This window comes from Nonomuraea sp. NPDC049607 (assembly GCF_040675375.1).
Lineage (GTDB): Bacteria > Actinomycetota > Actinomycetes > Streptosporangiales > Streptosporangiaceae > Nonomuraea.
On the sequence record NZ_JBFAOV010000034.1, the window covers coordinates 1 to 22,726 of the forward strand.

Genomic DNA, 22,726 nt, shown 5'->3' on the forward strand with positions numbered 1-22,726 from the left:
TTCTCAAGAAACGGACGCGTACTTCCTCACCAGAACCCGTTCCCGGATCCTCGTTCAGAGGCGTTCATTTCGTCTTGCGTTCTTTCGTTGTGTCTTAATTCTTTCAGCCGTTCAAGTCTCTGTCAAATTGACCGGACTTGCTCGACCTGCGGTAATTAAGTCGCGCCCCGCTTCCGGGACAACCCCTCTAACTTACTCCCAGGCCCGATTCTTGTCGAATCGACCTTCCGTGGACGCGGACGTCCGCCGGAGTGGCAGTGTCTGGAGGTGGCCCCCGAGTGAGGCCGACGATCAACGCCGTCCTCGTGGGACTGGTGAACTCTATGTACGGCTCCCGGAACCGTCAAATCGGCGGCCCGCCCCTCGCCGACAAGGCATGGTGGGTAGGTATTCCGGCGTGCGAGATCAAGCCGTGCCGAGAGCACTCATCCTCCTGGTGGGCATCGCCGGCGCGGTGATCGCCCTTTTCGGACTTCGCGAGATCAATTCCATCGTCGGGCCTGTCGTGCTGGCGCTCGTGCTGGTCATCGCCGTCGCCCCGGTCCGCAGTTGGCTGGCGGCCCGGCGGGCGCCCATTTGGGTCCAGGTGGCAGTGCCGTTCCTGATCGTGGTGCTGGTGCTGCTGGGCATGGTGGGCATCCTGACGATCTCCGCCACCCAGCTCGCGTCACTGCTGCCGACGTACGCCAAGCAGTTCGAGGAGCTGCTGGCCGCGTCGGAGCACTGGGCCGGCACGCACGGTCTGGGCAACGACGTGCTGGGCCGGGCGGTGCGGGCGCTCGATCCCGGCAGGATGCTGGGGCTGGCGCAGAGCCTGCTCGGCAGCCTGATCGGCGTGCTGTCGAGCCTGTTCCTCATCGTGGTGCTGCTGCTGGCGATGTGCCTCGACGCACCGGCGACGGCGCGGATCCTCACCACCGGGGAGGGGAACAGGCCGCAACTGGTGACGGCGCTGGCGACGTTCGCGCACAAGACGCGGCGGTATCTCATCGTCTCGACCGTGTTCGGGCTGATCGACGCCGTTCTCGACGTCATCGTGCTGTCGTTGCTGGACGTGCCGTTGCCGCTGTTGTGGGGGGTGCTGGCGTTGATCGCGAACTACATCCCGAACATCGGGTTCGTCATCGGGCTGCTGCCACCCGCGCTGCTGGCGCTCCTGCACGGCGGTGTGAAGACGATGGTGCTGGTCGTCGTGGCGTACATCGTCATCAACGTGGTCACGCAGTCGTTCATCATGCCCAAGTTCCTGGGGGACGCGGTGGGGCTCTCGACCACGATGACGTTCCTGTCGCTGATCGTGTGGACGTTCATGCTGGGGCCGCTCGGCGCGATCCTGGCGATTCCGCTCAGTCTTCTGACGCGGGCGTTGCTGATCGACAGCGATCCGAGCGCGAAGTGGGCGCAGGCGCTGGTGTCAGGGAAGATGCCGAACGGGTGAGACCAGGCGGCCCAGCGGGACGCCGCTCAGCCGCTTCACGTCATGGGACAGGTGGGCCTGGTCGGCGTAGCCGGCGCGGACCGCCACCTCCGCCGGTGGCACGCCCGCGCGGGCCAGGGTGAGCGCGCGCTGGAAGCGGACGATGCGCTGGAGGGTCTTGGGCGAGTAGCCGAAGGAGGCGACGCTGCGGCGGTGGAGCTGGCGTTCGCTGAGGCCGAGGGTCCAGGCGACGTCGCGCACGCTGCGGCCCATGCGCAGCGCCCTCGCGATGGCGGGCGCGGCCGGGTCGGGGTCGGGGGCCTCGCGCAGGCGGGCCACGACGGCGGCGCGCATGGCGGCCAGGCGCGCCGCCATGCCGGCGGGGTCGGTATCGGTACGGGCCCTCCACGAGGCGGTCGGCGCACCCTCCCGGCGGGAGGCGGCCCCGGCGGGCTCGAAGGCCGCGCCGCCAGGCGCGAAGGCGTCGGACGCGAGCCCCGTTCCAACGGACGCGAGCGCCGGGCCCGGTGCGAGAGCCGACTCAGGTGCGAAGGCCGGATCCGACGCGAAGGGCTGGGCGAGGGTCGGGTCGGTCAGGACGGTGAGGGCGGGGAGGTCTGGCAGGGGGACGCGGCGGTCGAGGAGCTCGTGGACCGGGACGCCGAAGACGGCCCCCACCGCGCCCGGCCGGAAGCGGACTCCGACGAAGGTGTCACCCGCCGCCATCGGGGTCGGCACCGGCCCGGTGTCGGGGCCGGCCACGAAGAGGCCGCCGGGACCCCAGACGAGGTCGACGCAGGCGTCGGGCACCACGAGTTGCGTGGTGTCGCCCTCGCTGACCTGCTGCCACACGCACACGACACGGCCGGCGAGGTCGTCGCCCGGGTGTCGTTCCGCGTACATGCGTCCAACGTATGCGACGCCACCGACAGAACCGGCTCAGGCGGGCAGGCGGCCGTACGCGCGCAGGGTCTTCAGGTGCTGGACGGTCAGGTAGCCCGCCCATTCGTGCGCCACGATCGGGGTCCAGACGGCCCAGTTCGGGTACCAGCCGCCTTCCTCGTCCTGGCCGCCGGCCAGGGCGTCGAGGTGGACGTCGAGGATGGCGGCGTCGAAGAGGGGCAGGGCCGACGGCGTGGGGGCGAGGTCGAGCGGATAGTGCACCGCGCCGTCGGCGTGGGTGTCGAAGGTGACCGTGGCCAGGACGGCCTCGCGCAGGCGGGCGAATTCGGCCAGCGCCCGTTCCCGGTCGGGGACGTGTTCGAGGAACACGAGGAGGGCGCGGGCCTCGTACGAGGTGGTCTGCGTGAGCGTGGCGATGCGTGACCAGCAGAAGTCGGTCGCGGGCCCGAGCCAGGGGTGGGTGACGCCGTGCTTGTGCAGGAGCCCGGCGAGCGCGGCGGTGGGGTTGAGGTTGCCGGGCGGGTCGTCGTCGGTCTGCCACCAGGGCGCGCGCGGCGTGTCGCGGACGGACGGCAGCACGAACGGCACCCCTCCCCCGGCGGCCGTGATGCCGACCAGGTAGTCGCAGGCGGCGGCGACCATCGGGGAGTCGAAGGCGTCGAGCTCGTCGAGGATCCAGAAGGCGACCTCGACCGGCTGCGGCTGGCTGCCGGCGCCGCGCAGGTCGGGCTCAAGGGCGTTGCCGAAGCCGCCGTCGGCGTTCTGGTGGCAGCGCAGGGCGTCGAGCACGCGGTCGCGGGAGCCGGAGGCGAACAGGGCCTCGAACCGCAGCCGGTCGAGCAGCCTGCCGTGCAGGCGGAGGAAGTGTGCTGCCCGGTCAAGTGTGTCCATGTCGTCCTCCGTCGTTGGGCGCTTGCCTTGGCGAAGCTACCCGACCGGGCGGGACGGGCTCTTGTAGGAATCGGACACGCCGGGGTCACTTCATGTGGAAGACCGGGCCGCGCGGCCGGAAGGGCAGCGGCGCGCCCTGCGGCACGAGGAAGGCGTGCTCGCGGCGGATGCGCAGCACGTCGCACTGGCCGTCGGTGATCAGCAGGATCGGGCCGTCGGGCGGGAAGTCGTCGGCGCGTTCGAGCAGCTTGACGCCGGGCTGGAGGATCGTGCCGCCCCGGCCGCGTACCCTGACCCGGCCGGCGATCTCCTCGACCGGCAGGTAGCCGGCGTCGTAGGCCATGGCGTCGCAGAACACGACCCTGGCCCGCGGCACGTCGCGGGCGGCGGCGTAGGAGGCGATGGCGCCGAGCGCCTTGCCGAGCAGCCTGACGTCCATGGAGCCGGAGGTGTCGAGCACGACGCCGAACGTCTTCTTCCGCACGACCTCCTCGGGCCGTACCCGGCCGGGGCGCGGGATGCCGGGGCTGGAGGCCTGGCGGCGGGAGGCGCGGGCGTACGAGCGGCGCGTCTCCTCGGGCTGGAAGTGCTCGTCGAACCAGCGGGCGAGCTGGGCGTCCCACGGCAGGGGCGGCTGGTCGAGCGCGCGGATCTCCTGTTCGAGCCCGGCGGGCAGCAGGCCGCGTCCGCTGGAGTGGTGGTAGGCCAGACCGGTGGACAGGGCGTTGCGGTAGTAGTCGTCGAGGTCGACGTAGTCGTGGGCCTGGCGGGGCGGGCGGTCGAGCACGTCGCCGGCGCCCTGGCCGCGCAGGGTGGCCAGCTTGCGCATGCGCCGCAGGTCTCCGGCGATCCGGTCGTAGACGGCCTCGGCGGACATCGCGCCGAGCGACTGGTCGAACAGCAGCCCTTCGGGCATCTCGCCGACGCCCATCTCGACCAGCCAGCCGTTGATCACGTAGTCGCAGGCGACGTTCCACAGGTACGGGTCGCGCATGCCGACCCGTTCGCCGTGCCGCAGGGCGGCGTGCAGCATCTCGTGGGCCAGCACGAAACGCCATTCGTGCTCGGTGTGCGCGGCCAGCGGGTTGACGTAGATCTCGCCCGCCTCGGCGCTGACCGCGGCGATCGCGATGTCCCAGGCCCTGGCCAGCTCGGCGTCCGAGACGATCTTCATGCCCGCGGCCAGCGCGCCGAGCAGCGGGTACGACGACATGAACCAGCGCAGCGCGTTGTCCCAGGGACCCTTGACGTGGCCTTCGGCAGGGGTGCGCGGCGCGCCCACGCGGTCGAGCGCGGACGTGGCGGACCAGGCGATGCCGATCGCGAACGCGCGCTGGAAGTCGAAGTGCGCGGCGTCCTCCTCGGTGCCGACGTGGAAGTCGGGCAGGCCGAGCGGCTGGAAGCGGGGCGGGACGCCGATCCTGCGCCATCGTTCGGACAGCGTGACCTCGTCCTCCTCGGGCAGCTCGTCGGGCAGCGGCGCGGGGCAACGTCCGATCTTGACCGTGCGGAGGAACCGATCGACCGCCACGCAGCAGGCGGCGTGGTAGGCGGGCTCGGGCAGGTGGCCGTCGACGTCCTTGGGCGCGCAGACGCGCGGGTCGGCGTGGCCGAAGCCCAGGTGGAGCAGCAGGTGGGCGAAGACCCACGCCCACTCCTCGGCGGGGGCGCGGCGCTTGGAGTGGAAGGTGACGTCGCCGTCGTCGCCGACGACCGCCCACGTCTCGGGTGACAGCCGGCAGTCGGCGTCCTCCAGCAGGGTGTTGCGGAAGCCGGCGAACATCGGGTGGCGCTTGACGGCGGCCCAGCCGTTCATGACCTCGGCCCGCCAGGGGTCGACCTTGGGCTTGTGGCGGCTCACGAGCGGGCCGCCATGAGCCGGGGCACGTCCCTGCCGATCTCGACGAGGAACCACGTGGGCAGCGCGGGCGCCCCGTCCGCGTCGTTGGCGATGACGAGCTGGGCGCATTCGAGGGAGATCTCGGCCAGCTCGACGAGCAGCGTCTTGGCACGGAAGCCCAGGTCGCGGCCGCGGGCGGAGGCGCCGCGCTTGTCGGCGGGCAGCTCCTTGATCAGGCGGGCGCGGAAGGTCTCGGCCAGGAAGTAGAGCAGGTCGCGCTCCTCGGGGCGGCGCGGCCAGGGCGCCTCGCCCTTGAGCACGGCGTCGAGGTCGTAGGCGTGCCGGACGGTCTTGACGTAGGCGCGGAAGGCCGAGGCGTGGGCGGTGGTGAGGGTGCCGAAGGCGAGCATCGCGATCGTGTCGTCGCCGACGTCGTCGCCGTAGGAGGTGAGCACGTCGGAGAGCATGTGCCAGGCGCGCGGCGAGGAGAACGGCTCCTCGGTCTTGGGCGGCGGGCTCCACAGGTGGTCGGGGCGCTGGACGAGGTGGTCGACGATCCACGGGTGGATGCCGGCGTCCGCCGCCCACTTCAGCCAGTCGTCGGCCGAGGCGCGCAGGTGCACGTGGACGAGGCGGTTGATCAGGGCCGAGGCCATCGGGCGGGCCAGCGCGTTGTCGGTGGCCCGGTTGCCGGCGCCGATCACGACCGAGCCGGGGGGCAGCTCGTACGCGCCGATGCGGTGGTCGAGGATCAGCGAGTAGAACGCCTTCTGCACCTCGGGCGCGGAGGCGTTGAGCTCGTCGAGGAACAGGCAGTAGGGCTCGTCGCGGGCGATCGACTCCGGGGGCGCGAACCGGCTGCGCCCGCCGACCAGCTCGGGCACGCCGATCAGGTCCTCGGGGGCGAGCTGGGTGCCGAGCAGGGTCACGCACTCCAGGCCGAGCGAGGCGGCGAACTCGCGTACCAGCGAGCTCTTGCCGATGCCGGGGGCGCCCCACAGGAAGACGGGACGGACGACGGCGACGTGCAGCAGCACCTCCGGGAGCTGCGCCGGGGTGACCGTGACCGTTGCCTGCATGCGTCCCAGGGTGACGAACCGGGCGCGGCGCCGCATCACATTTATTCGTTTGCCCTGGTGGCGCGGACCGGCCTACTGTCGGCGCCATGCATTCCACGTTCTGCACGGCGTTCTGCACCGTGTTCATCCGCATCCGCCACGGCCGGGCTCTGGCCCGCTAGCGGACGACTGACACCGCGCGTCCGCCGGCGCGCCCAGGGCCCTTCGAGACCTGTTCATCTCGAGGACCCGAAAGGGCAGTGCTGTGGCGCAGAACTTCGCGCACGGAAACTATTCACACACCCAGAAGAACGTCAGGAACGGCGGGGGCGGCGGTCGCACGCCCACCGACCGGCTCAGGCGTGAGCTCTCGCAGAACTTCCTGGCCGACCGGCACGCCGTGGACCTGATGGTCAAGGCGGCGGCGCCCGAGGGGCTGGTGCTCGAACCCGGCTCGGGGCCGGGCGCGCTCACGCTGGCGCTGGCCGAGGCCGGGGCGCACGTGATCGGGTACGAGCTCGACCCCCGGCTCGCCGGGCGGCTGGCCTCGCTCACGCGCGACGATCCCCGGATCGAGGTGGTCAGGGGTGACTTCACGGCCGCGCGGGCGCCGCGTGAGCCGTTCGCGGTCGTGGGCAACATCCCGTACTCGATCACGTCGAGGATCGTCGACTGGTGCCTGCGGGCGCGGGAGCTGACCTCGGCGACGTTGCTCACGCAGCGGGAGTACGCGCGCAAGCGCACCGGCGACTACGGCCGGTGGAGCCTGGTCACGGTGTCGTCGTGGCCGTGGTTCGACTGGCGGCTCGGCGAGACGATCGGCAGGGAGAGCTTCCGTCCCGTGCCGTCGGTGGACTCGGCGATCCTGCGCGTGCAGCGGCGGCCCGAGCCGCTGGTGAGCGATCGTGCCGGCTACCTGGAGCTGGTGGAGCTGGGCTTCGGCGGGGTCGGCGGCTCGGTGCGCGCCTCCCTGCGTACGCGCCACCGAGGGGTGGACGCGGCGCTCGGCGAGGCGGGTGTGGCCCGCGACGCCGTCGTGGGCCACGTGCACCCGGACCAGTGGGTGGCCGTGTGGCGGCGGCTAAACCGCCGTTGAGGTGATCCTCGGCGGGACGGTGGCGACCCTGTCCTGGGCCGTCGACACACGACGGTTCCAGGGCATGGCCAGCAGCAGCACCGGCAGCAGCACGATGGAGGCCCGCGACCAGTCGCGGTGGAGGAACCACCAGTCGTTGGTGCTGAACTGCGTCATGTACAGGTAGCCGTAGGCGGCCCAGAAGGAGACGCCGACGATGGCCGGCCAGGCCCACCTGGTCGGCCTGGCCACCAGGAACGGCATGAACCACAGCAGGTACTGGGCGCCTAGGCGGGGCGTCATGACCATGAAGACGAGCAGGATGGCCGTGGTCAGGTCGATCGGGTCGGCCCGCCGCCACAGCAGCAGGACGACGATGACGCTGCCGTAGATGAGCTTCGTGCCGAACGAGGCCAGCTCCGGCATCAGAGCCCAGTCGCCGCCGGTGAACCACGGCGTGTAGCCCCATTCGCCGACGATCGGGCGGATGTCCTGGATCGTACGGATGACTGCGGGGATCTGGTCGAGCGTGGTGCCCGCGAAGATCGGCGAGGTGACCAGGAAGAACACCGGGACCAGGCCGGTGACGACGAGCGCGGCGACCCTGGCCCGCAGGTGGGGCAGGAGCAGCAGCATGCCGGGGATCAGCCAGATCGGCCAGCTCTTGGCGCACAGCGCGAGGCCCATCAGCAGCCCGGCCAGCAGGGCGCGCCGCAGGTCGGCCCGGTCGCCGGAGCCGGGCATGAGGGCGCGGCGCAGCATGCCGCCGCGGCCGAGCACCCTGCGCACCGAGGTGCCGACGCCGTAGGCGGCCACGCCCTGGCGCACCCTGGCGACGACGTCGGTGGTGAGGCCGGGACGGTCGGGGGCGCCGGGGCCGCGGGCGACCACGAACGCGGCCACGCCGAACACGAGCGCGACCGGCTCGACCTGGCCGTGGACGCTGGCAATGAGCAGGGCCAGCGGGTTGAGCGCGTACTGGAGGGCGCGCAGGGACGCCTTGGGGCCGCCGGCCAGCTTGGCGACCAGCGGGATCAGCACGATGTCGGCGACCACGGTGACCAGGCGGCCGGCGTACTCCCAGGGGATGCCGAGCCACAGCAGGATGCCGTAGACGTAGGGGATGGTCGGCAGGAAGTGCCAGCCGCCCTCGCTGGCCAGGACCGGGTCCTTGCCCTGGAGCACCGCCTCGCCGGCGGGCTTGAAGCTCTCCATGAAGTCGACGGGTTGCCATGAGTCGATCGCGGAGGTGTACATGATCAGCACCCGGACGGCGATGCCGACGAGGACGGCGGCCCAGAGGGGCGGTCTCCAGTCGCGCCACTGCGCGACGAGGGCGAACACGACACCGGCGACGAGGACTATCCCCGTGAGAACTGCGTAATCCATGGCGGCCCCTAGCCTGCCGTAACAATCTGAGTGCCGCCACCAGCGCTTCCAATTCTTATCCCCGACATGCGGACACGTAACGCGATAGAACATGACTGTCTGTGTTGAACTTTTTCCATGGGGGGATCGCAGGTCAACCAGGCACTGGTCAGGCTCTATTTCGAGGTGAGGGACGGGGTCCGTGACCCGGTCGCGGCCTGGGCGAAACTCACAGGGAACTCTCAGGTCTACCGCGCCCGGCGTGGCGAACGGCGCGTCCCGCTGGACGACGCCACGGCGGCCGAGCTGGCGGCGGCGGCGATCGTGCACACCGCGTCCGAGCACGGTGCGGACCGGGTGGCGGCGCTGGCCACGTCGCCGCTGGCCGGGCTGGTGGACGGGCTGGGCGGCGCGCTGCTGACCGAGCATCCGTGCGCGTCGGAGCAGGTGCTCGGGCCGCGGTTCACGGGGCCGGGGGCCGAGGACTGGGCGCGGGCGGCGTACGTGCTGCTGTGGGGCGAGAACAACCGGCTGGCCCGGACGGCGGACACGCCCTGGGTGATCGCCGGGCGGTACAAGGGTCAGAAGGTGGTGGCGATCGGCACCCATCCGACCCGGCTGTCGGACGAGACGCTGGTCGTGCGGCCGGGCACGGACGGCGCGCTGGCCATGGCGATGGGACACGTGCTGCTGAAGGAGTTCTTCCTCGACCGGCCGCCGTTCGCCGCGCACGCGATGGAGCACACGGACCTGCCGTTCCTGGTGCGGCTGCGGGAGCGTGAGGACGCGTACGTGCCGGGCGGGCTGCTCGGCCGGGCCTGCGACCGGCTCAGCCTGTACGGCGGCGAGGCGGTGCAGGTGCTGCTGCCGCGCTTCGACTTCGGGCCGGGCGTGCTGCGGCGCGGCGTGCCGGTCGTCCGGGACGGCGGCGAGCTGGTGACCACGGTGTTCGACCTGCTGCTGGCCGTCTACGGCGTGGCGCGGGACGGGCTGCCGGGGGTGTGGCCGCAGGGGTACGGGGACCGGGAGCCGTACACGCCGGGCTGGCAGGAGATCTACACCGGGGTGGCCGCCTCGCGGACCGTGAAGACGGCGCGGGAGCTGGGCGTGACGGCGGAGAAGACCGGCGGGCGGTGCATGATCGTGCCGGGACGGCTGGAGACGCCGCACGCCGACACCGCCTACCGGGCGATGCTGGCGCTGCTGGTGCTGACCGGGTGCGGCAGCGGGTGGGCGCAGCCGGCGGGCGGGGCGGGGATCCCGCTGGTGCCGTACCTGTGCCTGCACGCCTGCGGCGAGGACCGCGCGGACGTGGGCGCGCTGAGCTGGGCCCTGTGCGAGGGCCTGTTCGCGCGCCGCACGTCGCGTTCGGTGCTGCTGGAGGCGGTGCGCGACGGGTGGCCGATGGCCCCTTCGCCGCGCGTGCTGGCCATCCCCCGGCCGATCTACCCGCTGCCGCCGGAGGTGGACCTGCTCATCGGTCCCGACGAGCAGTGCGACCTCGCGCCGCCGGACGCGGGCCTGGTGGCCGAGGCGGTCACCAGGCTGGCCGGGCGGACGTCCCGGGCGGACCCGGACGGCACGCCGGCGGACGGGCGCATGCGCCTGCTGGTCGACCACGCCTGGATGCACGAGTACGGCGAGGCGCTGCCGACCTACCGTCCGCCGGGGTTGGGGGTGCCGCTCAAGCCCACCCAGCTCGTCCGGCCGTTCACAGGCCGTTGAGATAGGCCCGGTGGTTCCGTGAGAACTCGAAGGCGTTGTACCTGTCCCAGTTGATCGACCAGGTCATCAGGCCGCGCAGGTTCGGGTAGACCCCGCGTGGCCGGTAGGAGCCGCAGTTGCTGCCCTTGGCCAGGCAGTCGAACGCCTTCTGGACCTCGGCGACGGTGGTGAACCCGTTGCCCGCGTTGGGCGAGGCGGGCAGTCCGATGGCCACCTGGTCCTGGCGCAGCGGCGGGAACACGTTGCCGGCGTTGCCCATGATCGGGAAGCCGGCCAGCAGCATGTCCGTCATGGCGACGTGGAAGTCGGCGCCGCCCATCGTGTGGTACTGGTTGTCCAGGCCGGTGATCGGGCCGGAGTTGTAGTCCTGCACGTGCAGCAGGGTGAGGTCGTCGCGCAGGGCGTGGATGACCGGCAGGTAGGAGGCGGCCCTGCTGTCGGCCGAGCCGTTCGGGCCGGGGCCGTAGAACTGGTAGCCGAGCTGCACGAAGAACGTCTCGGGCGCCATGGTGAGCACGAACTTGGCGCCGTAGCGGCTCTTGAGCGAGCGCAGCGCGGAGATCAGGTTGACGACGACGGGCGTGGTGGGGTTGGCCAGGTTCGTGTCGCCCTGGTTGAGGTAGAGGGAGTGGCCCTCGAAGTCGACGTCGAGGCCGTCGAGGCCGTACCTGTCGATGATGGCCGCGACCGACTCGACGAACTTGTCCCTGGCGGCCGTGGTGGTGAGCTGCACCTGGCCGTTCTGGCCGCCGATGGAGATGAGCACCTTCTTGCCCTGGGCCTGCTTGGCCTTGATGGCGGCGACGAAGTCGGCCTCGGGCTCGACGTTCGGGCACTCGGCGACCGGGCACTGGCGGAAGCGGATGTCGCCGGAGGTCACCGAGGTGGGCTCGCCGAAGGCCAGGTTGATGACGTCCCACTCGGCGGGGACGTCGGCCATGCGGATGTAGCCGGAGCCGTTGGCGAAGGAGGCGTGCAGGTAGCCGACCATGACGCGCTTGGGCAGGCCGCCGCCGCCCCCGCCGCCGGTCGTGGTGGTGCCGGTGGCCTCGGGGGTGTAGGCCGAGCAGTTGCCGGCCGCGTCGCAGGCCCGGACCTTGAAGCGGTAGGTGGTGGAGGCGCTGAGGCCGGTGGCGGTGTGGCTGGTGCCGGTCGCGGCGACCGGGGAGCCGCCGTCGCGGGAGACCTCGTACCGGTCCACGCCGACGTTGTCGGTGGAGGCCGACCAGGTGGCGGTGAGCGTGCTGCTCGTCGCGCCGCCGACGGTCAGGTTGCCGGGGACGGTGGGAGCCTGGGTGTCTCCGCCTCCTCCGCCGCCGGGTGCGCCGTCCAGGACGACGTCGTCGGCGACGTAGGCGCTCTGGCCGTACCAGGAGTTGAGGTGGATGGTGACGGACGTGGTGGTGGCGCCGGTGGTGAACGTGGTGCGCAGCTGCGTCCAGGCCGAGCCGGGCGAGCCCCAGGTCTGGGGGTCGGTGCCGCCGGTGCCGGTCGCGCCGAGGAAGACGTAGCCGCCCTGCACCCAGGCCGACAGCGTGTACGACGACGACGGCTGCACCTTGATCTGCTGCTGGCAGCGGGCGAGGTCGGCGCCCGCCGGGGTGGCCCGCAGGGCCTTCGTCCCGCCGTGGACGGGCGAGGTGACGGCGGCGGCGCCGGAGGAGGCGCTGCAGGTCCAGCCGGTCAGCCCGTCCTCGAAACCGGGATTGACGGCGATGTTGGCCGCCAGGGCGGGAGTGGCGGTCAGTCCCGCCGTACCGAGGGCGAGCGCGACCGCCGCCACGGCGGTGCGCCACCTGAAGATGCCGCTCATCCGGTGAACCCCTTGAAGATGTTCGTGAACTCGTAGGGCGACTGGGAGGTCCCGCTGCAGGTCGGGGAGACCTGGCCGTTGGGGCAGCCGCCGTTGTCGCGGGCGGCGGACCAGAAGCCGACGAATCCGATGTGGTTGCTGTTGGCCCAGGTCAGGAGCTTGCGGGCGTCGGCCTGGGTGGTGGTCATGCCGGTGTCGTTCTTGCCGATCATGGGGGTGACGCCGAGCGCGCGCCTGAGCTGTGCGTCGCTCTTGGCGGGCCAGACGCCCTTCATCTGGCCGAGCGTGGCCTGGGCGGCGGCGGTCATCGCGTCGCCCCAGTTGCCGGTGTAGCCGAAGTTCATCAGCATCGGGTTGACGATCACGTCGAGGCCCTTGGCGGCGGCGTCCTGGAGGATCTGCAGCGAGAACGGGTCCACGCCGTAGTCCTGGCCCTGCACGCGCAGCGTGTAGCTGATCACCGTGCCGCGTTCGGTCTGGAGCTGCTTGAGCGCGGTGTTGACCTTGCTCGCGTCGATGCTCGCCTCGACGTCGACGTCCAGGTGGTTGGTGCCGACGGTGTCGAGCACCTTCTTGTAGGCGGCCAGCAGCGCCGCCGAGGTGCCGCAGGCGTGCTCCAGGTACGGTCCGACCGCGCCGCCGCTGGCCACGACCACCTGGCCGCCCTGGGCCTGGAGTGCCTTGACGTCGTTGAGGATCCGGGTGTCGGCGAGCGGGATCGTGCCGCCCCAGGCCGGGTTGCAGCCGCTGCTGTCGCCGAGGACGAAGGCCAGCGTGTAGTTCTTCACGCCGGTCGCGGCGGCCGCGCTCACCAGGGACGGGCTGGTCATCGTGATGTCGATGTAGGGCGCGTACCTGATGTCGCCGGCGGGCGGGACGGTGTCCTTGGAGGTGCGGCCGCCGGCCGGGGCCGAGTAGGCCGAGCAGTTGCCGGCGGCGTCGCAGGCCCTGACGCGGAAGGAGTAGGCGGTGTCCGGCGTCAGGCCGGTCGCGGTGTGGCTGGTCGTGGTGACGGTGACGGGGGCGGCCTCGTCCCTGGAGACCTCGTAGCGGGCCACCGAGCCGGAGTCGTCGGTGGAGGGCGACCAGGTCACGCTGAGGCTGGTGCCGGTGGGGCCGCCGACGGCCACGCCGCCGGGGACGGTCGGCGCCTGGGTGTCGGGCGGGCCGCCGGGGCCGTCGAGGACGATGTCGTCGGCGGTGTAGGCGCTCTGGCCGTACCAGCCGTTGACGTACACGGTCACGGAGGTGGTGTTCGCGCCGGTGGTGAAGGAGGTCTTGAGCTGGCCCCACTGGTTGCCGGGGGCGCCCCACGTGCTGGCGTTGACGCCGGTGCCGGTCGCGCCGAGGAAGACGTAGGAGCCCTGGGCCCAGGCGGAGAGCTGGTAGGCGGTGCCGGGCTTGACGGTCACGGTCTGCTGGCATCGGGCGAGGTCGGAGCCCTGCGGGGTGGCCTGAAGGGCCTGGGCGCCGCCGTGTGCGGGGCTGGTGACGGCCTGCGCGCCGGCGGGGCACGTCCAGCCGCTCAGGCCGGACTCGAAGCCGGGGTTGGACAGGATGTTCGCGGCGGCGGCCGGGGTGGCGTGCAGGGCGGTGAGCCCCAGCGCGGCCAGGGTTGTGGCGGCCAGCCCGCGCAATCTGATGCGGGGTCTCATGGCGGGTCCTTTCGGGGGGTGCGGACCGCGCGCCGGTGCGGCCCGCCACCGAAGGGGTGGCGGGCCGCCTCAGCGGGTCAGAAACCAGCGGTGATCTTGGTGAACTCCCAGTTCTCCTGGGCGATGCCGCTGCAGTTCTCCGCGACGCCGCCACCCGGGCAGGGACGGTCGCGGTTGACCGACCAGAACGCGAGCCTGGTCAGGCCGTGGGAGTTGGCGTAGTCGCGGATCTGGGTCCAGGTGCTCTGGTTGGTGAGCTCCTGCTGGTCCGACAGGCCGTTCATGCCGGAGATGCCCATGTGCGCGTACGCCTGCGCGTCGGTCCAGCCCTGGGCGGTCTTCAGGGCGTTCTTGAGACCTTCGGCCGCGTTGACGGTGTTCTGGTACATGTTGGCACCGCCGCCGAAGTCGAACGGCATGATCGTGTAGTTGTCGATCGGCACCGCCAGCTCCTTGGCGCGGTTGATCAGGCGGGTGCCGTAGTAGGTCGGGCCGGTGGTCGCGGTGCCGAAGGTCACGGCGATCTTGACGTTCGGGTTGGCCGCCTTGACGATCTTGAGGGCGTTCAGGATGCGGTCCTGGACGGTCAGGTTCTCGAACTCGTCGGTGTTCTCGATGTCGAAGTCCACGACGGCCGGGCCGACGGCGTTGATGACCTTCTGGACCGCGCCGGCGAACAGCTCAGGCGTGGAGCAGTTCGGGCCGAGCTTGTTGCCCTGCCAGCCGCCGAAGGAGACCTGCACGCTGCCGCCGGCCGCCTTGATGGCCGAGATGGCCTGCGCGTCCTGGCCGCCGGACAGCGGGCGCTGCCCGTCCCAGGCCGGGTTGCAGCCGTTGCTGGCCAGGATGAACGCCATCGTGAACGACTTGATGCCGGTCGCGCTCATCACCGTGGTGGGAGAGGGCGGGTCGCCCCAGCCGGTGTAGAGGTAGGGGGCGCCGGGCATCTTGCCGCCGGTCGGGCAGCCGGTCGTGGTCGCCGAGACGTCACGTCCGGCCGACTCGCCCACCGAGTTGTACGCCTTGACCGTGTACGTGTGGCTCTGGCAGGCGCTCAGCCCGGAGATCGTCGTGCTGGTCCCGGTGACGTCGGCCTTCTGGGTCGCGCCCTCGTAGACGCGGTACCCGGTCACCGTGCCGGAGGAGGCGCCCCACGAGAGCGCGATGCTGGTGTCGGTCACGGTCGTCGTGACCGTCCCGGGCTGGCCGGGCGCGCCGTTGCCGCCGGGGGTGGTGACGCTGAGCGCGTTGCTGACGCCGGACAGGTTCCCCGCGGCGTCGCGGGCCCGGACGGTGTAGCTGTAGGTGGTCGAGGCCGTCAGCCCGTTGTCGGTGTACGTCGTGCCGGTCGCGGTGCCGACCTGCGTGCCGCCGCGGTAGACGTTGTAGCCGGTCACGCCGACGTTGTCGGTGGAGGCGTCCCAGGCCAGGCCGGCGCTGGTGGAGGTGACGGTGGTCGAGCGGAGGTTGCCGGGCACCGAGGGCGGTGTGGGGTCGCCGCCGCCGCTGCCCTGCTTCCACAGCGCGGGCACGTTCGGCGGCTCCCAGCCGGGCTGGGAGGTGTGGCCCTGGAGGGCCACGTAGTCGACGCCGTTGTAGGTGACGGACGCGCCCGTGGCGTAGGCCGTCCACGGCGCCCAGGCGGCGGCCAGCTGCTGCTGGGCGGCGGCGCTGTAGGCGGTGGGGACGCCCGTGGCCAGGCCGGCCCCCGTGAGGGCGATGGCCAGGCCGGCCACCGAGGCGATCATCCTGCTACGTAATCTCATGGCATTCCCTGAAGGTGCGGCTTGACGGTCTTGGAGAAGGACCAGTTGTTGCTGGCGTCCCAGTTGATGGACCAGGTCATCGCGCCCCGGATGTCCGGGTAGGCGCGCGGCGGCACGAAGGATCCGCAACTGGTGCGCTTGGCCAGGCAGTCGAGCGCCTGGTTGACGAGGGAGGGCGAGACGACGCCGCCACCCGCGGCGCCGGGCCCGGCCGGCAGGCCCAGCGCCACCTGGTCGGGGCGCAGGCCGTTCTCCAGCTGGATGCAGGCCAGGGCGGTCATGAAGTTGACCGTCCCCTGCGAGTAGGCGGCGGCCTGGTCGCAGCCGAGCATGGAGCCCGAGTTGTAGTACTGCATGTTGACGACCGTGAGGATGTCCTTGATGTTCAGGGCGAGCTTGAAGTACTCCATCCCGGTCGACTGCATGTCGATGGTCTGCGGGGCCATCATGATGATCAGGCCGCTGCCCGCCTTCGAGCGCAGCGAGCGCAGGGCCTGGCCCATGTAGGTGGCGTTGAGGCCGTTCTCCAGGTCGATGTCCACGCCGTCGAAGCCGTAGTTCTGCATCAGCGCGTACACCGTGTCGGCGAACTTCGTCGCGGCCGTGCCGCTGGAGACCTGGACGCGGCCGGCCTCGCCGCCGACCGACAGGATGACCTTCTTGCCGCGCTGGTGCAGCGCCTGCACGTCGGCCTTGAACTGGGCGTCGGTGTAGCCGCCGAGCGCGGTGGACAGGCCCGGGTCGACCGAGAAGACGACCTCACCCGCGGTGGAGGTGGCCTCGCCGAAGGCGACGGCGACGACGTCGTACTCGTTGGGCACGGCCGACAGCTTCAGCTCGGTGGCGGCGTTGACGAAGTTGTGCCAGTAACCGGTGAGGAAGTGCTTGGGCAACGGGTCCGTCGGGCAGCCCGGCGTGGTGAAGGAGGCGGCGTCGCTGGGCGGGCCGTCGCCGGTCGCGTTCGTCGCGGTGACCGTCACCGAGTACGCGGTGCAGGCGGTCAGGCCGGAGAGGGTGGAGGAGGTGCCGGTGACGGTGGCGACCAGGGAGCCGTTGAGGCGGACCTTGTAGCCGGTGGCTCCGGCGACCGCCGGCCAGGTGGCCGTGGCGCCGGTCTGGGACGTGCCGGTCACGGTGATCGGGCCGGCCTTGCCGGGCACGCCGGTGCCGCAGCCCGTGGTGGTCGCGGTCACGGCGTCACCGGCGGCCGACTCGCCCGCCGAGTTGTACGCCTTGACCGTGTACGTGTGGTTCTCGCACGTCCCGAGCCCGGAGATCGTCGCCGTGGTGCCGGTGACGGTGGCCTTGACGGCGCCGCCTTCGTAGACGCGGTAGCCGGTCACCGTGCCGGAGGAGGCGCCCCAGGAGAGGGCGATGCTGGTGTCCGTGCTGGTCGCGGTGGCCGTCCCGGGCTTGCCGGGGACCTCGACGGTCGAGCCGCCGCAGGAGGAGCCGTTCAGCGTGCAGCCGGTGATGCCGGGGAAGCTCCCCGGGGCGCCGTTGAAGCCGAAGCTCGTGCTCGCCCCGGCCGCCAGCGGCCCCGCCCAGCTCGGCGCGGTGAACGTGTAGTGCTGGCCGCTCCTGGTCATGACCGCGTCCCAGGCGGACGGGATGGAGAACCCGGCGGGCACGTCGAACTGCACGTTCCAGGTCAGGGAGGCGGTGGTGCCGTTGACGACGGTGACCTTGCCCTCGAAGCCGGACCCCCAGTCGGCGACCTTGACGAAGGTCGCGGTGGCGGCGGCGGCTTGGGCGGGCAGGGCCAGGAGACTCAGTGCGAGGGTCGCGAGCGCTAAGAAGATCGCGCGAAATCTCACTGTCGATTTCCGTTCTTCTGGCGTGCCGTACGGCTTGCACCGGGGGGTGAGAGCGCAAGCCGTACGGCACGGACCCGTGGAGATGAGACACGGGCCTTTTCGGGGGGTGTTCGGCGCAGGCCGGTGGAACGGGGGCTCATGGAGCTTGCAGCGGCAGTCAGAGCCGACGCGTGCGGGCCGGGCGGCACCGCCGCTCCCGCGGCCAGGAGAGAATGGGGGGTGGCCACGCCCGCAGCGCCGGGGGCGTGGGAGAAGGGTCGTTCGAGCGGATGTCTCCGCAGCTCAGAAGCGAATCATGCGGGCGGCGAGCGAGTCATGGGCCATCCGATCCATGATTTCTTTTAGGAAAGTTTCCTAAGAGTTGTCGCGATCGTAGCCTTGACACCCATTGCTTACAAGACCCAATCCCGTGACGGCCCGCGACGTGCCGAAACGCGGGGCACCGGCGCGAACGACGACGCCCCCTCGCCCCGGACGGGGATCCGGAACGAGGGGGCGCTTGGGGTCAGGTCAGGGCTGCTGAGTGATCTTGACGTCGTCCACGCCGGCCTCCACCAGGGAGGCCCCCGAGGCGTCGGCCGCGTCGATGAGGATGCGGACCGTCTGGCCCGCGTACGGGGTGAGGTCGGCCGTCGCCACGGCCCAGGCGCCGTTGCGGTTGGCGGCCGCGCCGGCCTGCTGGAGCACGGTGGTTGTGGTACCGCCGACCACCCGGACCCGGAAGTAGTCGGCGCTGGAGGCGTTCGAGCCGTGCGCCAGGTACCACGACAACGACAGGCTCAGCGTGCCCGTCGAGGGCAGCGTGATGGGCGGCGACTGGATCGAGCTGACGCCGCCGTCGAGGTCGTAGTCACCGGCGGCGGTTCCCGCCAGGCGGCCGGTCACCAGGTCGTTCGTGCCGCTGACCGTGGTGCCGAGCTGCTTGGCGCCCGAGGAGGTGGTCGCCTCGGGGTCGCCGCGCTCCCACGCGCCCGTGGTGGCGGTGTCGGTCCCGGACGGGTTCACCGTCCAGCCCGTCGCCGTCTCGAACGTGTCGGACCAGACCGTCGTCGGCGGCGTGCCGGTGCCGCAGTACTGGGCCTCCTTGCCGATGATCCGGTAGACGCAGTCGGAGTACTCCAGGAAGCGCAGCACGGCCTCCTTGTTGCGGGTGGTCTGCGGGACGATCTGCTCGTCCGGCGGGTAGAAGCCGGGGCTCGCGCCGACCGGATACATCTCGAACGTGAAGCTGAAGATCTTGTACGTGCCCCACATCCAGTCGTCGATCGTCCCGTCGGTGATGTAGAGGTCGCTGGACTGCTCGGGCGTGTAGTTGTTGGTGGCGGCCATGTTCTGGCCGAGCGTGGCGTGGGCGTCCCGGTCGTCCTGGGTCAGGCCGGGGGCCGTGTCGTTGTAGGTGAAGCCGTAGGGCCACAGGACCAGCTCGCTGTAGGTGTGCCAGTCGAGGTTCGTCCTGATCTGCTGCACGCCGCCGACGACCCGGCTGCGCACCCAGTCGGCCGCCGCCTTGACCTCGGGGGCCGACTCGCCGCTCGCGCCGCGGTAGGTCTCGCTGGAGGTCGAGCCCGAGGAGCCGCCGCAGCAGCCCCACTGGTAGGCCCAGTTGCGGTTGAGGTCGGTGCCGACGGCCGAGGAGCCGGAGTTCGGCTGCCGGTTCTTGCGCCAGGAGCGGTAGGTGCCGCTGGCGATGTCGTACTCGCCGCCGTCCGGGTTGAGGTCCGGCATGATCCAGATCTCGCGGGTGTCGACCAGGTTCGTGATCCTGGGATCGGTGCCGTAGTTGTCGGCCAGCAGGTGCATGATGTACAGCGCCATCTCGACCGTGAGGTGCTCGCGGGCGTGCTGGTGGGCGGTGAACAGCACCTCGGGCTCGGCCTCGTCCGTGCCCACGTTGTCGCTGATCTTGACCAGGCGCATCGGCCGTCCCTCGTACGAGGTGCCGAACGTGCTCTGGCTCATGATCCCCGGATGCGACGCGACCAGGGTGTTGATCTCAGTCGTCATCTCCGCGTAGTTGTGGTAGCCGGAGTCCGACGGCGGGAAGTCGAACGCCCCGACGGCCGACGGGGGCGCCGGGCGCGGGGCCTCCGCCACCCGGTAGCCGAGCCGCCTGATGGCCGCGAGCTCCGTCGGCGTGGCGGTGACCAGCACCGAGTCCGCCTCCACCTCCTCGATGGCGGCGCCGGTCGCCGCCACGGCGCTGCGCTGCCGCGCGTCGGCCGGGCCCGAGACCCGGTACTGCTTGTTCGCCGGTGGCTCCGCACCGGCCCCGGCGCCGGTCATGCCGGTCAGGCAGACCATGCTCAGGACCGCCAGCAGGGTGAGTAATCGGCGTTTCACCTCGTCCTCCTCGCCCGCGCGGGACTGGGGGGTTTGACCCGCGCCTGAACCGAGAGTGAAGACGAACAGTGCCCTAGGAAAGGCCCAATTTTCCGTCGAACCGGATCAGCGTCTCTTCCAGCGGTTTCCTGGCAAGATCGGGCACTTCGGCATCGGGGGCGGCGTACCCGACGGGGAACAGGATGTAGGGCCGCTCGTTGGCCGGGCGTTCGCAGATGTCGGTGAGGAAGGCCATCGGGTTGGGGGTGTGGGTGAGCGTGGACAGGCCCATGGCGTGCAGGGCGGTGATGAACAGGCCGCAGGCGATGCCCACACTCTCGTTGACGTAGTAGTGCTTGACCTTGCGGCCGCCGGGGCGCACGCCGTACTTCTCGGCGAAGCAGACCACCAGCCAGGGCACGACCTCCAGGTAGCCCTTGTCGGAGGTGGTCTCCAGCGGCGCCAGCGCCTCGCGCCACTCCTGCGGCAGCCGGCCGCCCTCGTAGTTGCGGCGCTCCTCCTCCTCGGCGGCCTCGCGGATGCGCCGCTTGGTCTCGGGGTCGCCGATCGCCACGAACTTCCACGGCTGCTGGTGCGCGCCCGACGGCGCGGTGTTGGCCGCCCGTACGGCCAGCTCGACGCACCGGTACGGCACCGGCTCGTCGCTGAAGAAGCGCACGCTGCGCCGCCGGTCGGCCAGCGCGTGGAACTCCTCCCCGCGCTTGATCATCTCGTCGGCGTCGTAGCGTTCGGGCCGGTAGGGGACGAACGGATACTGGTGCTCCATAAGATCCGCAGTCTCCGCACGACCGGCGGGTCTGACAACACCGCTCGCCGTATGCTGCCGATCTGACAGCCGAATGGGCTTTTGGGAGGCGAATATGCCGGCACGTCGCCGCGGGCTCGACGATCTGGACCTGCGTGTCCTCCGCCTGGTCGCCGACCGGCCGCGCAGCGGGCTGCTGGAGATCGCCCGGCTGCTCGGGGTGGCGCGCGGGACCGTACAGGCCAGGCTGGACCGGATGGCCGCGGACGGGGTGATCACCGACTACGGCCCGAACCTGTCCCCCGCCGCCCTCGGCTACCCGGTGCAGGCGTTCACCACCCTGGAGGTCGAGCAGGCCGCCCGCGAGCACATCTCCAGGACCCTGGAGTCCATCCCCGAGCTGCTCGAAGCCTGCATCGTGACCGGTCCGGGCGACGTGTGGTGCCGCATCGCGGGCCGCGACAACGAGCACATCCAGCGGGTCATCGACCAGATGCTGACGATCCCCGGCGTGCGCAGGAGCACCACGGTCATCGCGCTGTCGACCGTGGTGCCGCACCGGGTCCAGCCGCTGGCGGCGGCTGACAGGTAGCTGCCAGGGCGCTGCCAGCGTGCCCCTCGACAGTGGGGACATGACATACGCGATCGAAGCGGAAGGGCTCGTCAAGCGGTACGGCGACAAGACCGCGCTGGACGGCGTCGGCCTGCGGGTCAGGACCGGCACCGTGCTCGGCGTGCTCGGCCCCAACGGCGCGGGCAAGACCACCGCCGTACGCATCCTGGCCACCCTCGCCGCCCCTGACGCCGGCCACGCCACGGTCGGCGGGTACGACGTCGTCACCCAGGCCCGCCGGGTCCGCGAGCTGATCGCCCTGACCGGCCAGTACGCCTCGGTCGACGAGAAGCTGACCGGCACCCAGAACCTCGTGCTCGTCGGCCGCCTGCTCGGCCTGTCCAGGGCCGCCGCCAGGGTCAGGGCCGCCGAGCTGCTGGCCAGGTTCGGCCTGGAGGAGGCGGCGGGCCGGGCGGCCGGCGGGTACTCGGGCGGCATGCGCCGCCGGCTCGACCTGGCGGTCAGCCTGGTCAGCCGGCCCCGGATCCTGTTCCTGGACGAGCCGACCACCGGCCTCGACCCGCGGGCCCGCGGCGACCTGTGGGACGTCGTCAGGGAGCTGGTCGCGGACGGGGTGACGGTCCTGCTGACCACCCAGTACCTGGAGGAGGCCGACCAACTCGCCGACGACCTGCTGGTGGTCGACCGCGGCCGGGTGGCGGCGAGCGGCACGCCGGCCGAGCTCAAGGCGCTGGCCGGCGGCCACCGGCTGGACGTCCGGCCGCTGCGCGCCGACGACCTGGAGAAGGCCGGCTCGATCCTCGGCGTGGCGGCCGTGGACGGGCTGCTCAGCGTCCCCGTGCACGACCTGGCCGCGCCACCCGACCTGCTCGGAAGGCTGGACGACGCCGGGATCGTGCTGGCCGAGCACGCCCTGCGCCTGCCCTCCCTCGACGACGTCTTCCGCACACTCACCGGAGCAAGCTCATGACCACCGCGCTCTCCCAAGGGCTGACGCTCGCCTGGCGCAGCCTGATCCCGCTGAGGAACAACCCCGGCCAGCTCGCCGGGCTGCTGCTCCAGCCCGTTTTCATGATCGTCATCTTCGTCTACCTGTTCGGCGGGGCGGCCGGGGGTGACCGGGCCGGGGCGGTGTCGTACATGCTGCCCGGCGTGCTCGTCCAGGTCGCGCTGATGGCGACGATCACGACGGGCATGAACCTGGCCGCCGACATCGGCAACGGCGTGTTCGACCGGTTCAGGACCATGCCGATCGCCAGATCGGCGCCGCTGGCCGGACGGATCATGGCCGACCTGCTGACCCTGCTGATCACCATCGCCATGTCGCTGGCCGTGGGGTACGCCGTCGGCTTCCGCGTGCGGACCGATCCGCTGAGCGCGCTGGCCGGGGTCGGCCTGGTGCTGCTCATGGTGACGGCCCTGAGCTGGGGGTCGGCCTGGATCGGGCTGGTGGCCAAGTCGGTCGCCTCGATGCAGGGCATCGCCACGGCCGTGCTGCTGCCGCTCACGTTCGGCAGCAGCGCCTTCATCCCCGCCACCGACCTGCCGGGCTGGCTGACCTGGTGGATGGGCGTCAACCCCGTCTCGCACCTGGCCGGAGCCCTGCGCGGCCTCATGGTGGGCGGTCTGGCGGCCTCCGACGTGTGGATCACGCTCGGCTGGGCCGCCGCGCTGCTCGCCCTGTTCGCGCCCTTCGCCCTGCGCGCCTACAACCGCAAGGTCCGGTGATCGAGACCGCT

17 protein-coding genes are annotated in these 22,726 nt (G+C 71.4%); 6 read left to right on the forward strand and 11 right to left on the reverse strand.

Annotated features, from left to right (window positions below; genetic code table 11):
• Positions 1-412 precede the first annotated feature (412 nt).
• The gene (locus AB0J97_RS41135; protein ID WP_357707233.1) at positions 413-1,438 is read left to right on the forward strand and encodes an AI-2E family transporter; all 1,026 of its coding nucleotides are present in this window, start codon (positions 413-415) and stop codon (positions 1,436-1,438) included.
• Here the strand turns inward: AB0J97_RS41135 and AB0J97_RS41140 are convergent.
• The 4 genes from AB0J97_RS41140 to AB0J97_RS41155 all read right to left on the reverse strand — a co-directional run bounded on the left by AB0J97_RS41140 (position 1,415) and on the right by AB0J97_RS41155 (position 6,130).
• Positions 1,415-2,320, reverse strand: coding sequence for a DUF6597 domain-containing transcriptional factor (locus AB0J97_RS41140; RefSeq protein WP_364099656.1), 906 nt, complete (start codon positions 2,318-2,320; stop codon positions 1,415-1,417). The genes AB0J97_RS41135 and AB0J97_RS41140 overlap by 24 nt on opposite strands.
• A 36-nt stretch (positions 2,321-2,356) precedes the next feature.
• The gene (locus AB0J97_RS41145) at positions 2,357-3,211 is read right to left on the reverse strand and encodes a hypothetical protein (protein WP_364099659.1); all 855 of its coding nucleotides are present in this window, start codon (positions 3,209-3,211) and stop codon (positions 2,357-2,359) included.
• Positions 3,212-3,296: 85 nt separating this feature from the next.
• A complete protein-coding gene (locus tag AB0J97_RS41150; protein WP_364099662.1) occupies positions 3,297-5,072 on the reverse strand; it encodes a hypothetical protein in 1,776 nt (591 codons plus the stop codon).
• On the reverse strand, positions 5,069-6,130 hold the full coding sequence (locus AB0J97_RS41155) for a MoxR family ATPase (protein WP_364099665.1): 1,062 nt from the start codon (positions 6,128-6,130) through the stop codon (positions 5,069-5,071). The genes AB0J97_RS41150 and AB0J97_RS41155 overlap by 4 nt, the downstream gene beginning before the upstream one ends.
• 244 nt (positions 6,131-6,374) lie before the next feature.
• On the opposite strand from AB0J97_RS41155, the gene erm reads away from it, so the two are divergent.
• Positions 6,375-7,205, forward strand: coding sequence for an ErmE/ErmH/ErmO/ErmR family 23S rRNA (adenine(2058)-N(6))-methyltransferase (gene erm, locus AB0J97_RS41160; protein ID WP_364099668.1), 831 nt, complete (start codon positions 6,375-6,377; stop codon positions 7,203-7,205).
• Here erm and AB0J97_RS41165 read toward each other — a convergent pair.
• Entirely contained in the window at positions 7,191-8,573 is a 1,383-nt protein-coding gene (locus AB0J97_RS41165; protein ID WP_364099671.1) for a hypothetical protein, read from the reverse strand. The two genes, erm and AB0J97_RS41165, sit on opposite strands and share 15 nt — an antisense overlap.
• 117 nt (positions 8,574-8,690) lie before the next feature.
• On the opposite strand from AB0J97_RS41165, the gene AB0J97_RS41170 reads away from it, so the two are divergent.
• Positions 8,691-10,277 (forward strand): molybdopterin-dependent oxidoreductase, encoded by a 1,587-nt coding sequence (locus AB0J97_RS41170; protein WP_364099674.1) that lies wholly within the window; start codon positions 8,691-8,693, stop codon positions 10,275-10,277.
• Here the strand turns inward: AB0J97_RS41170 and AB0J97_RS41175 are convergent.
• The 6 genes from AB0J97_RS41175 to AB0J97_RS41200 all read right to left on the reverse strand — a co-directional run bounded on the left by AB0J97_RS41175 (position 10,264) and on the right by AB0J97_RS41200 (position 20,434).
• Complete coding sequence (locus AB0J97_RS41175) at positions 10,264-12,090, reverse strand: glycoside hydrolase family 18 protein (protein ID WP_364099677.1); 1,827 nt, start codon at positions 12,088-12,090, stop codon at positions 10,264-10,266. The two genes, AB0J97_RS41170 and AB0J97_RS41175, sit on opposite strands and share 14 nt — an antisense overlap.
• On the reverse strand, positions 12,087-13,745 hold the full coding sequence (locus tag AB0J97_RS41180) for a carbohydrate binding domain-containing protein (protein WP_364099680.1): 1,659 nt from the start codon (positions 13,743-13,745) through the stop codon (positions 12,087-12,089). The genes AB0J97_RS41175 and AB0J97_RS41180 overlap by 4 nt, the downstream gene beginning before the upstream one ends.
• 77 nt (positions 13,746-13,822) lie before the next feature.
• Entirely contained in the window at positions 13,823-15,511 is a 1,689-nt protein-coding gene (locus AB0J97_RS41185; RefSeq protein ID WP_357707216.1) for a carbohydrate-binding protein, read from the reverse strand.
• Positions 15,508-17,328: a glycosyl hydrolase family 18 protein gene (locus tag AB0J97_RS41190; protein ID WP_357707214.1), complete on the reverse strand. Its 1,821-nt coding sequence runs from the start codon at positions 17,326-17,328 to the stop codon at positions 15,508-15,510. Before AB0J97_RS41190 ends, AB0J97_RS41185 begins: the two co-directional genes overlap by 4 nt.
• A gap of 510 nt (positions 17,329-17,838) precedes the next feature.
• Positions 17,839-19,668, reverse strand: coding sequence for a M14 family zinc carboxypeptidase (locus AB0J97_RS41195; protein ID WP_364099685.1), 1,830 nt, complete (start codon positions 19,666-19,668; stop codon positions 17,839-17,841).
• A 73-nt stretch (positions 19,669-19,741) separates the two neighbouring features.
• Entirely contained in the window at positions 19,742-20,434 is a 693-nt protein-coding gene (locus tag AB0J97_RS41200) for a nitroreductase family protein (protein WP_357707212.1), read from the reverse strand.
• Between the two features lie 94 nt (positions 20,435-20,528).
• On the opposite strand from AB0J97_RS41200, the gene AB0J97_RS41205 reads away from it, so the two are divergent.
• The 3 genes from AB0J97_RS41205 to AB0J97_RS41215 are packed head-to-tail and all read left to right on the forward strand — an operon-like array spanning position 20,529 to position 22,715.
• Positions 20,529-21,005, forward strand: coding sequence for an Lrp/AsnC family transcriptional regulator (locus AB0J97_RS41205; protein WP_364099690.1), 477 nt, complete (start codon positions 20,529-20,531; stop codon positions 21,003-21,005).
• Between the two features lie 40 nt (positions 21,006-21,045).
• Complete coding sequence (locus AB0J97_RS41210; protein ID WP_364099693.1) at positions 21,046-21,957, forward strand: ATP-binding cassette domain-containing protein; 912 nt, start codon at positions 21,046-21,048, stop codon at positions 21,955-21,957.
• On the forward strand, positions 21,954-22,715 hold the full coding sequence (locus AB0J97_RS41215) for an ABC transporter permease (protein WP_364099696.1): 762 nt from the start codon (positions 21,954-21,956) through the stop codon (positions 22,713-22,715). The genes AB0J97_RS41210 and AB0J97_RS41215 overlap by 4 nt, the downstream gene beginning before the upstream one ends.
• The last annotated feature ends 11 nt before the right edge of the window (positions 22,716-22,726 follow it).

Bases quoted from the DNA above. Each gene is read 5' to 3' on its own strand.
- AB0J97_RS41175 (WP_364099677.1), bottom strand. From the start codon at position 12,090: ATGAGCGGCATCTTCAGGTGGCGCACCGCCGTGGCGGCGGTCGCGCTC.
- AB0J97_RS41205 (WP_364099690.1), top strand. From the start codon at position 20,529: ATGCCGGCACGTCGCCGCGGGCTCGACGATCTGGACCTGCGTGTCCTC.
- AB0J97_RS41200 (WP_357707212.1), bottom strand. From the start codon at position 20,434: ATGGAGCACCAGTATCCGTTCGTCCCCTACCGGCCCGAACGCTACGAC.
- AB0J97_RS41155 (WP_364099665.1), bottom strand. From the start codon at position 6,130: ATGCAGGCAACGGTCACGGTCACCCCGGCGCAGCTCCCGGAGGTGCTG.
- AB0J97_RS41170 (WP_364099674.1), top strand. From the start codon at position 8,691: ATGGGGGGATCGCAGGTCAACCAGGCACTGGTCAGGCTCTATTTCGAG.
- AB0J97_RS41185 (WP_357707216.1), bottom strand. From the start codon at position 15,511: ATGAGATTACGTAGCAGGATGATCGCCTCGGTGGCCGGCCTGGCCATC.
- AB0J97_RS41140 (WP_364099656.1), bottom strand. From the start codon at position 2,320: ATGTACGCGGAACGACACCCGGGCGACGACCTCGCCGGCCGTGTCGTG.
- AB0J97_RS41210 (WP_364099693.1), top strand. From the start codon at position 21,046: ATGACATACGCGATCGAAGCGGAAGGGCTCGTCAAGCGGTACGGCGAC.
- AB0J97_RS41215 (WP_364099696.1), top strand. From the start codon at position 21,954: ATGACCACCGCGCTCTCCCAAGGGCTGACGCTCGCCTGGCGCAGCCTG.
- AB0J97_RS41180 (WP_364099680.1), bottom strand. From the start codon at position 13,745: ATGAGACCCCGCATCAGATTGCGCGGGCTGGCCGCCACAACCCTGGCC.
- AB0J97_RS41145 (WP_364099659.1), bottom strand. From the start codon at position 3,211: ATGGACACACTTGACCGGGCAGCACACTTCCTCCGCCTGCACGGCAGG.
- AB0J97_RS41165 (WP_364099671.1), bottom strand. From the start codon at position 8,573: ATGGATTACGCAGTTCTCACGGGGATAGTCCTCGTCGCCGGTGTCGTG.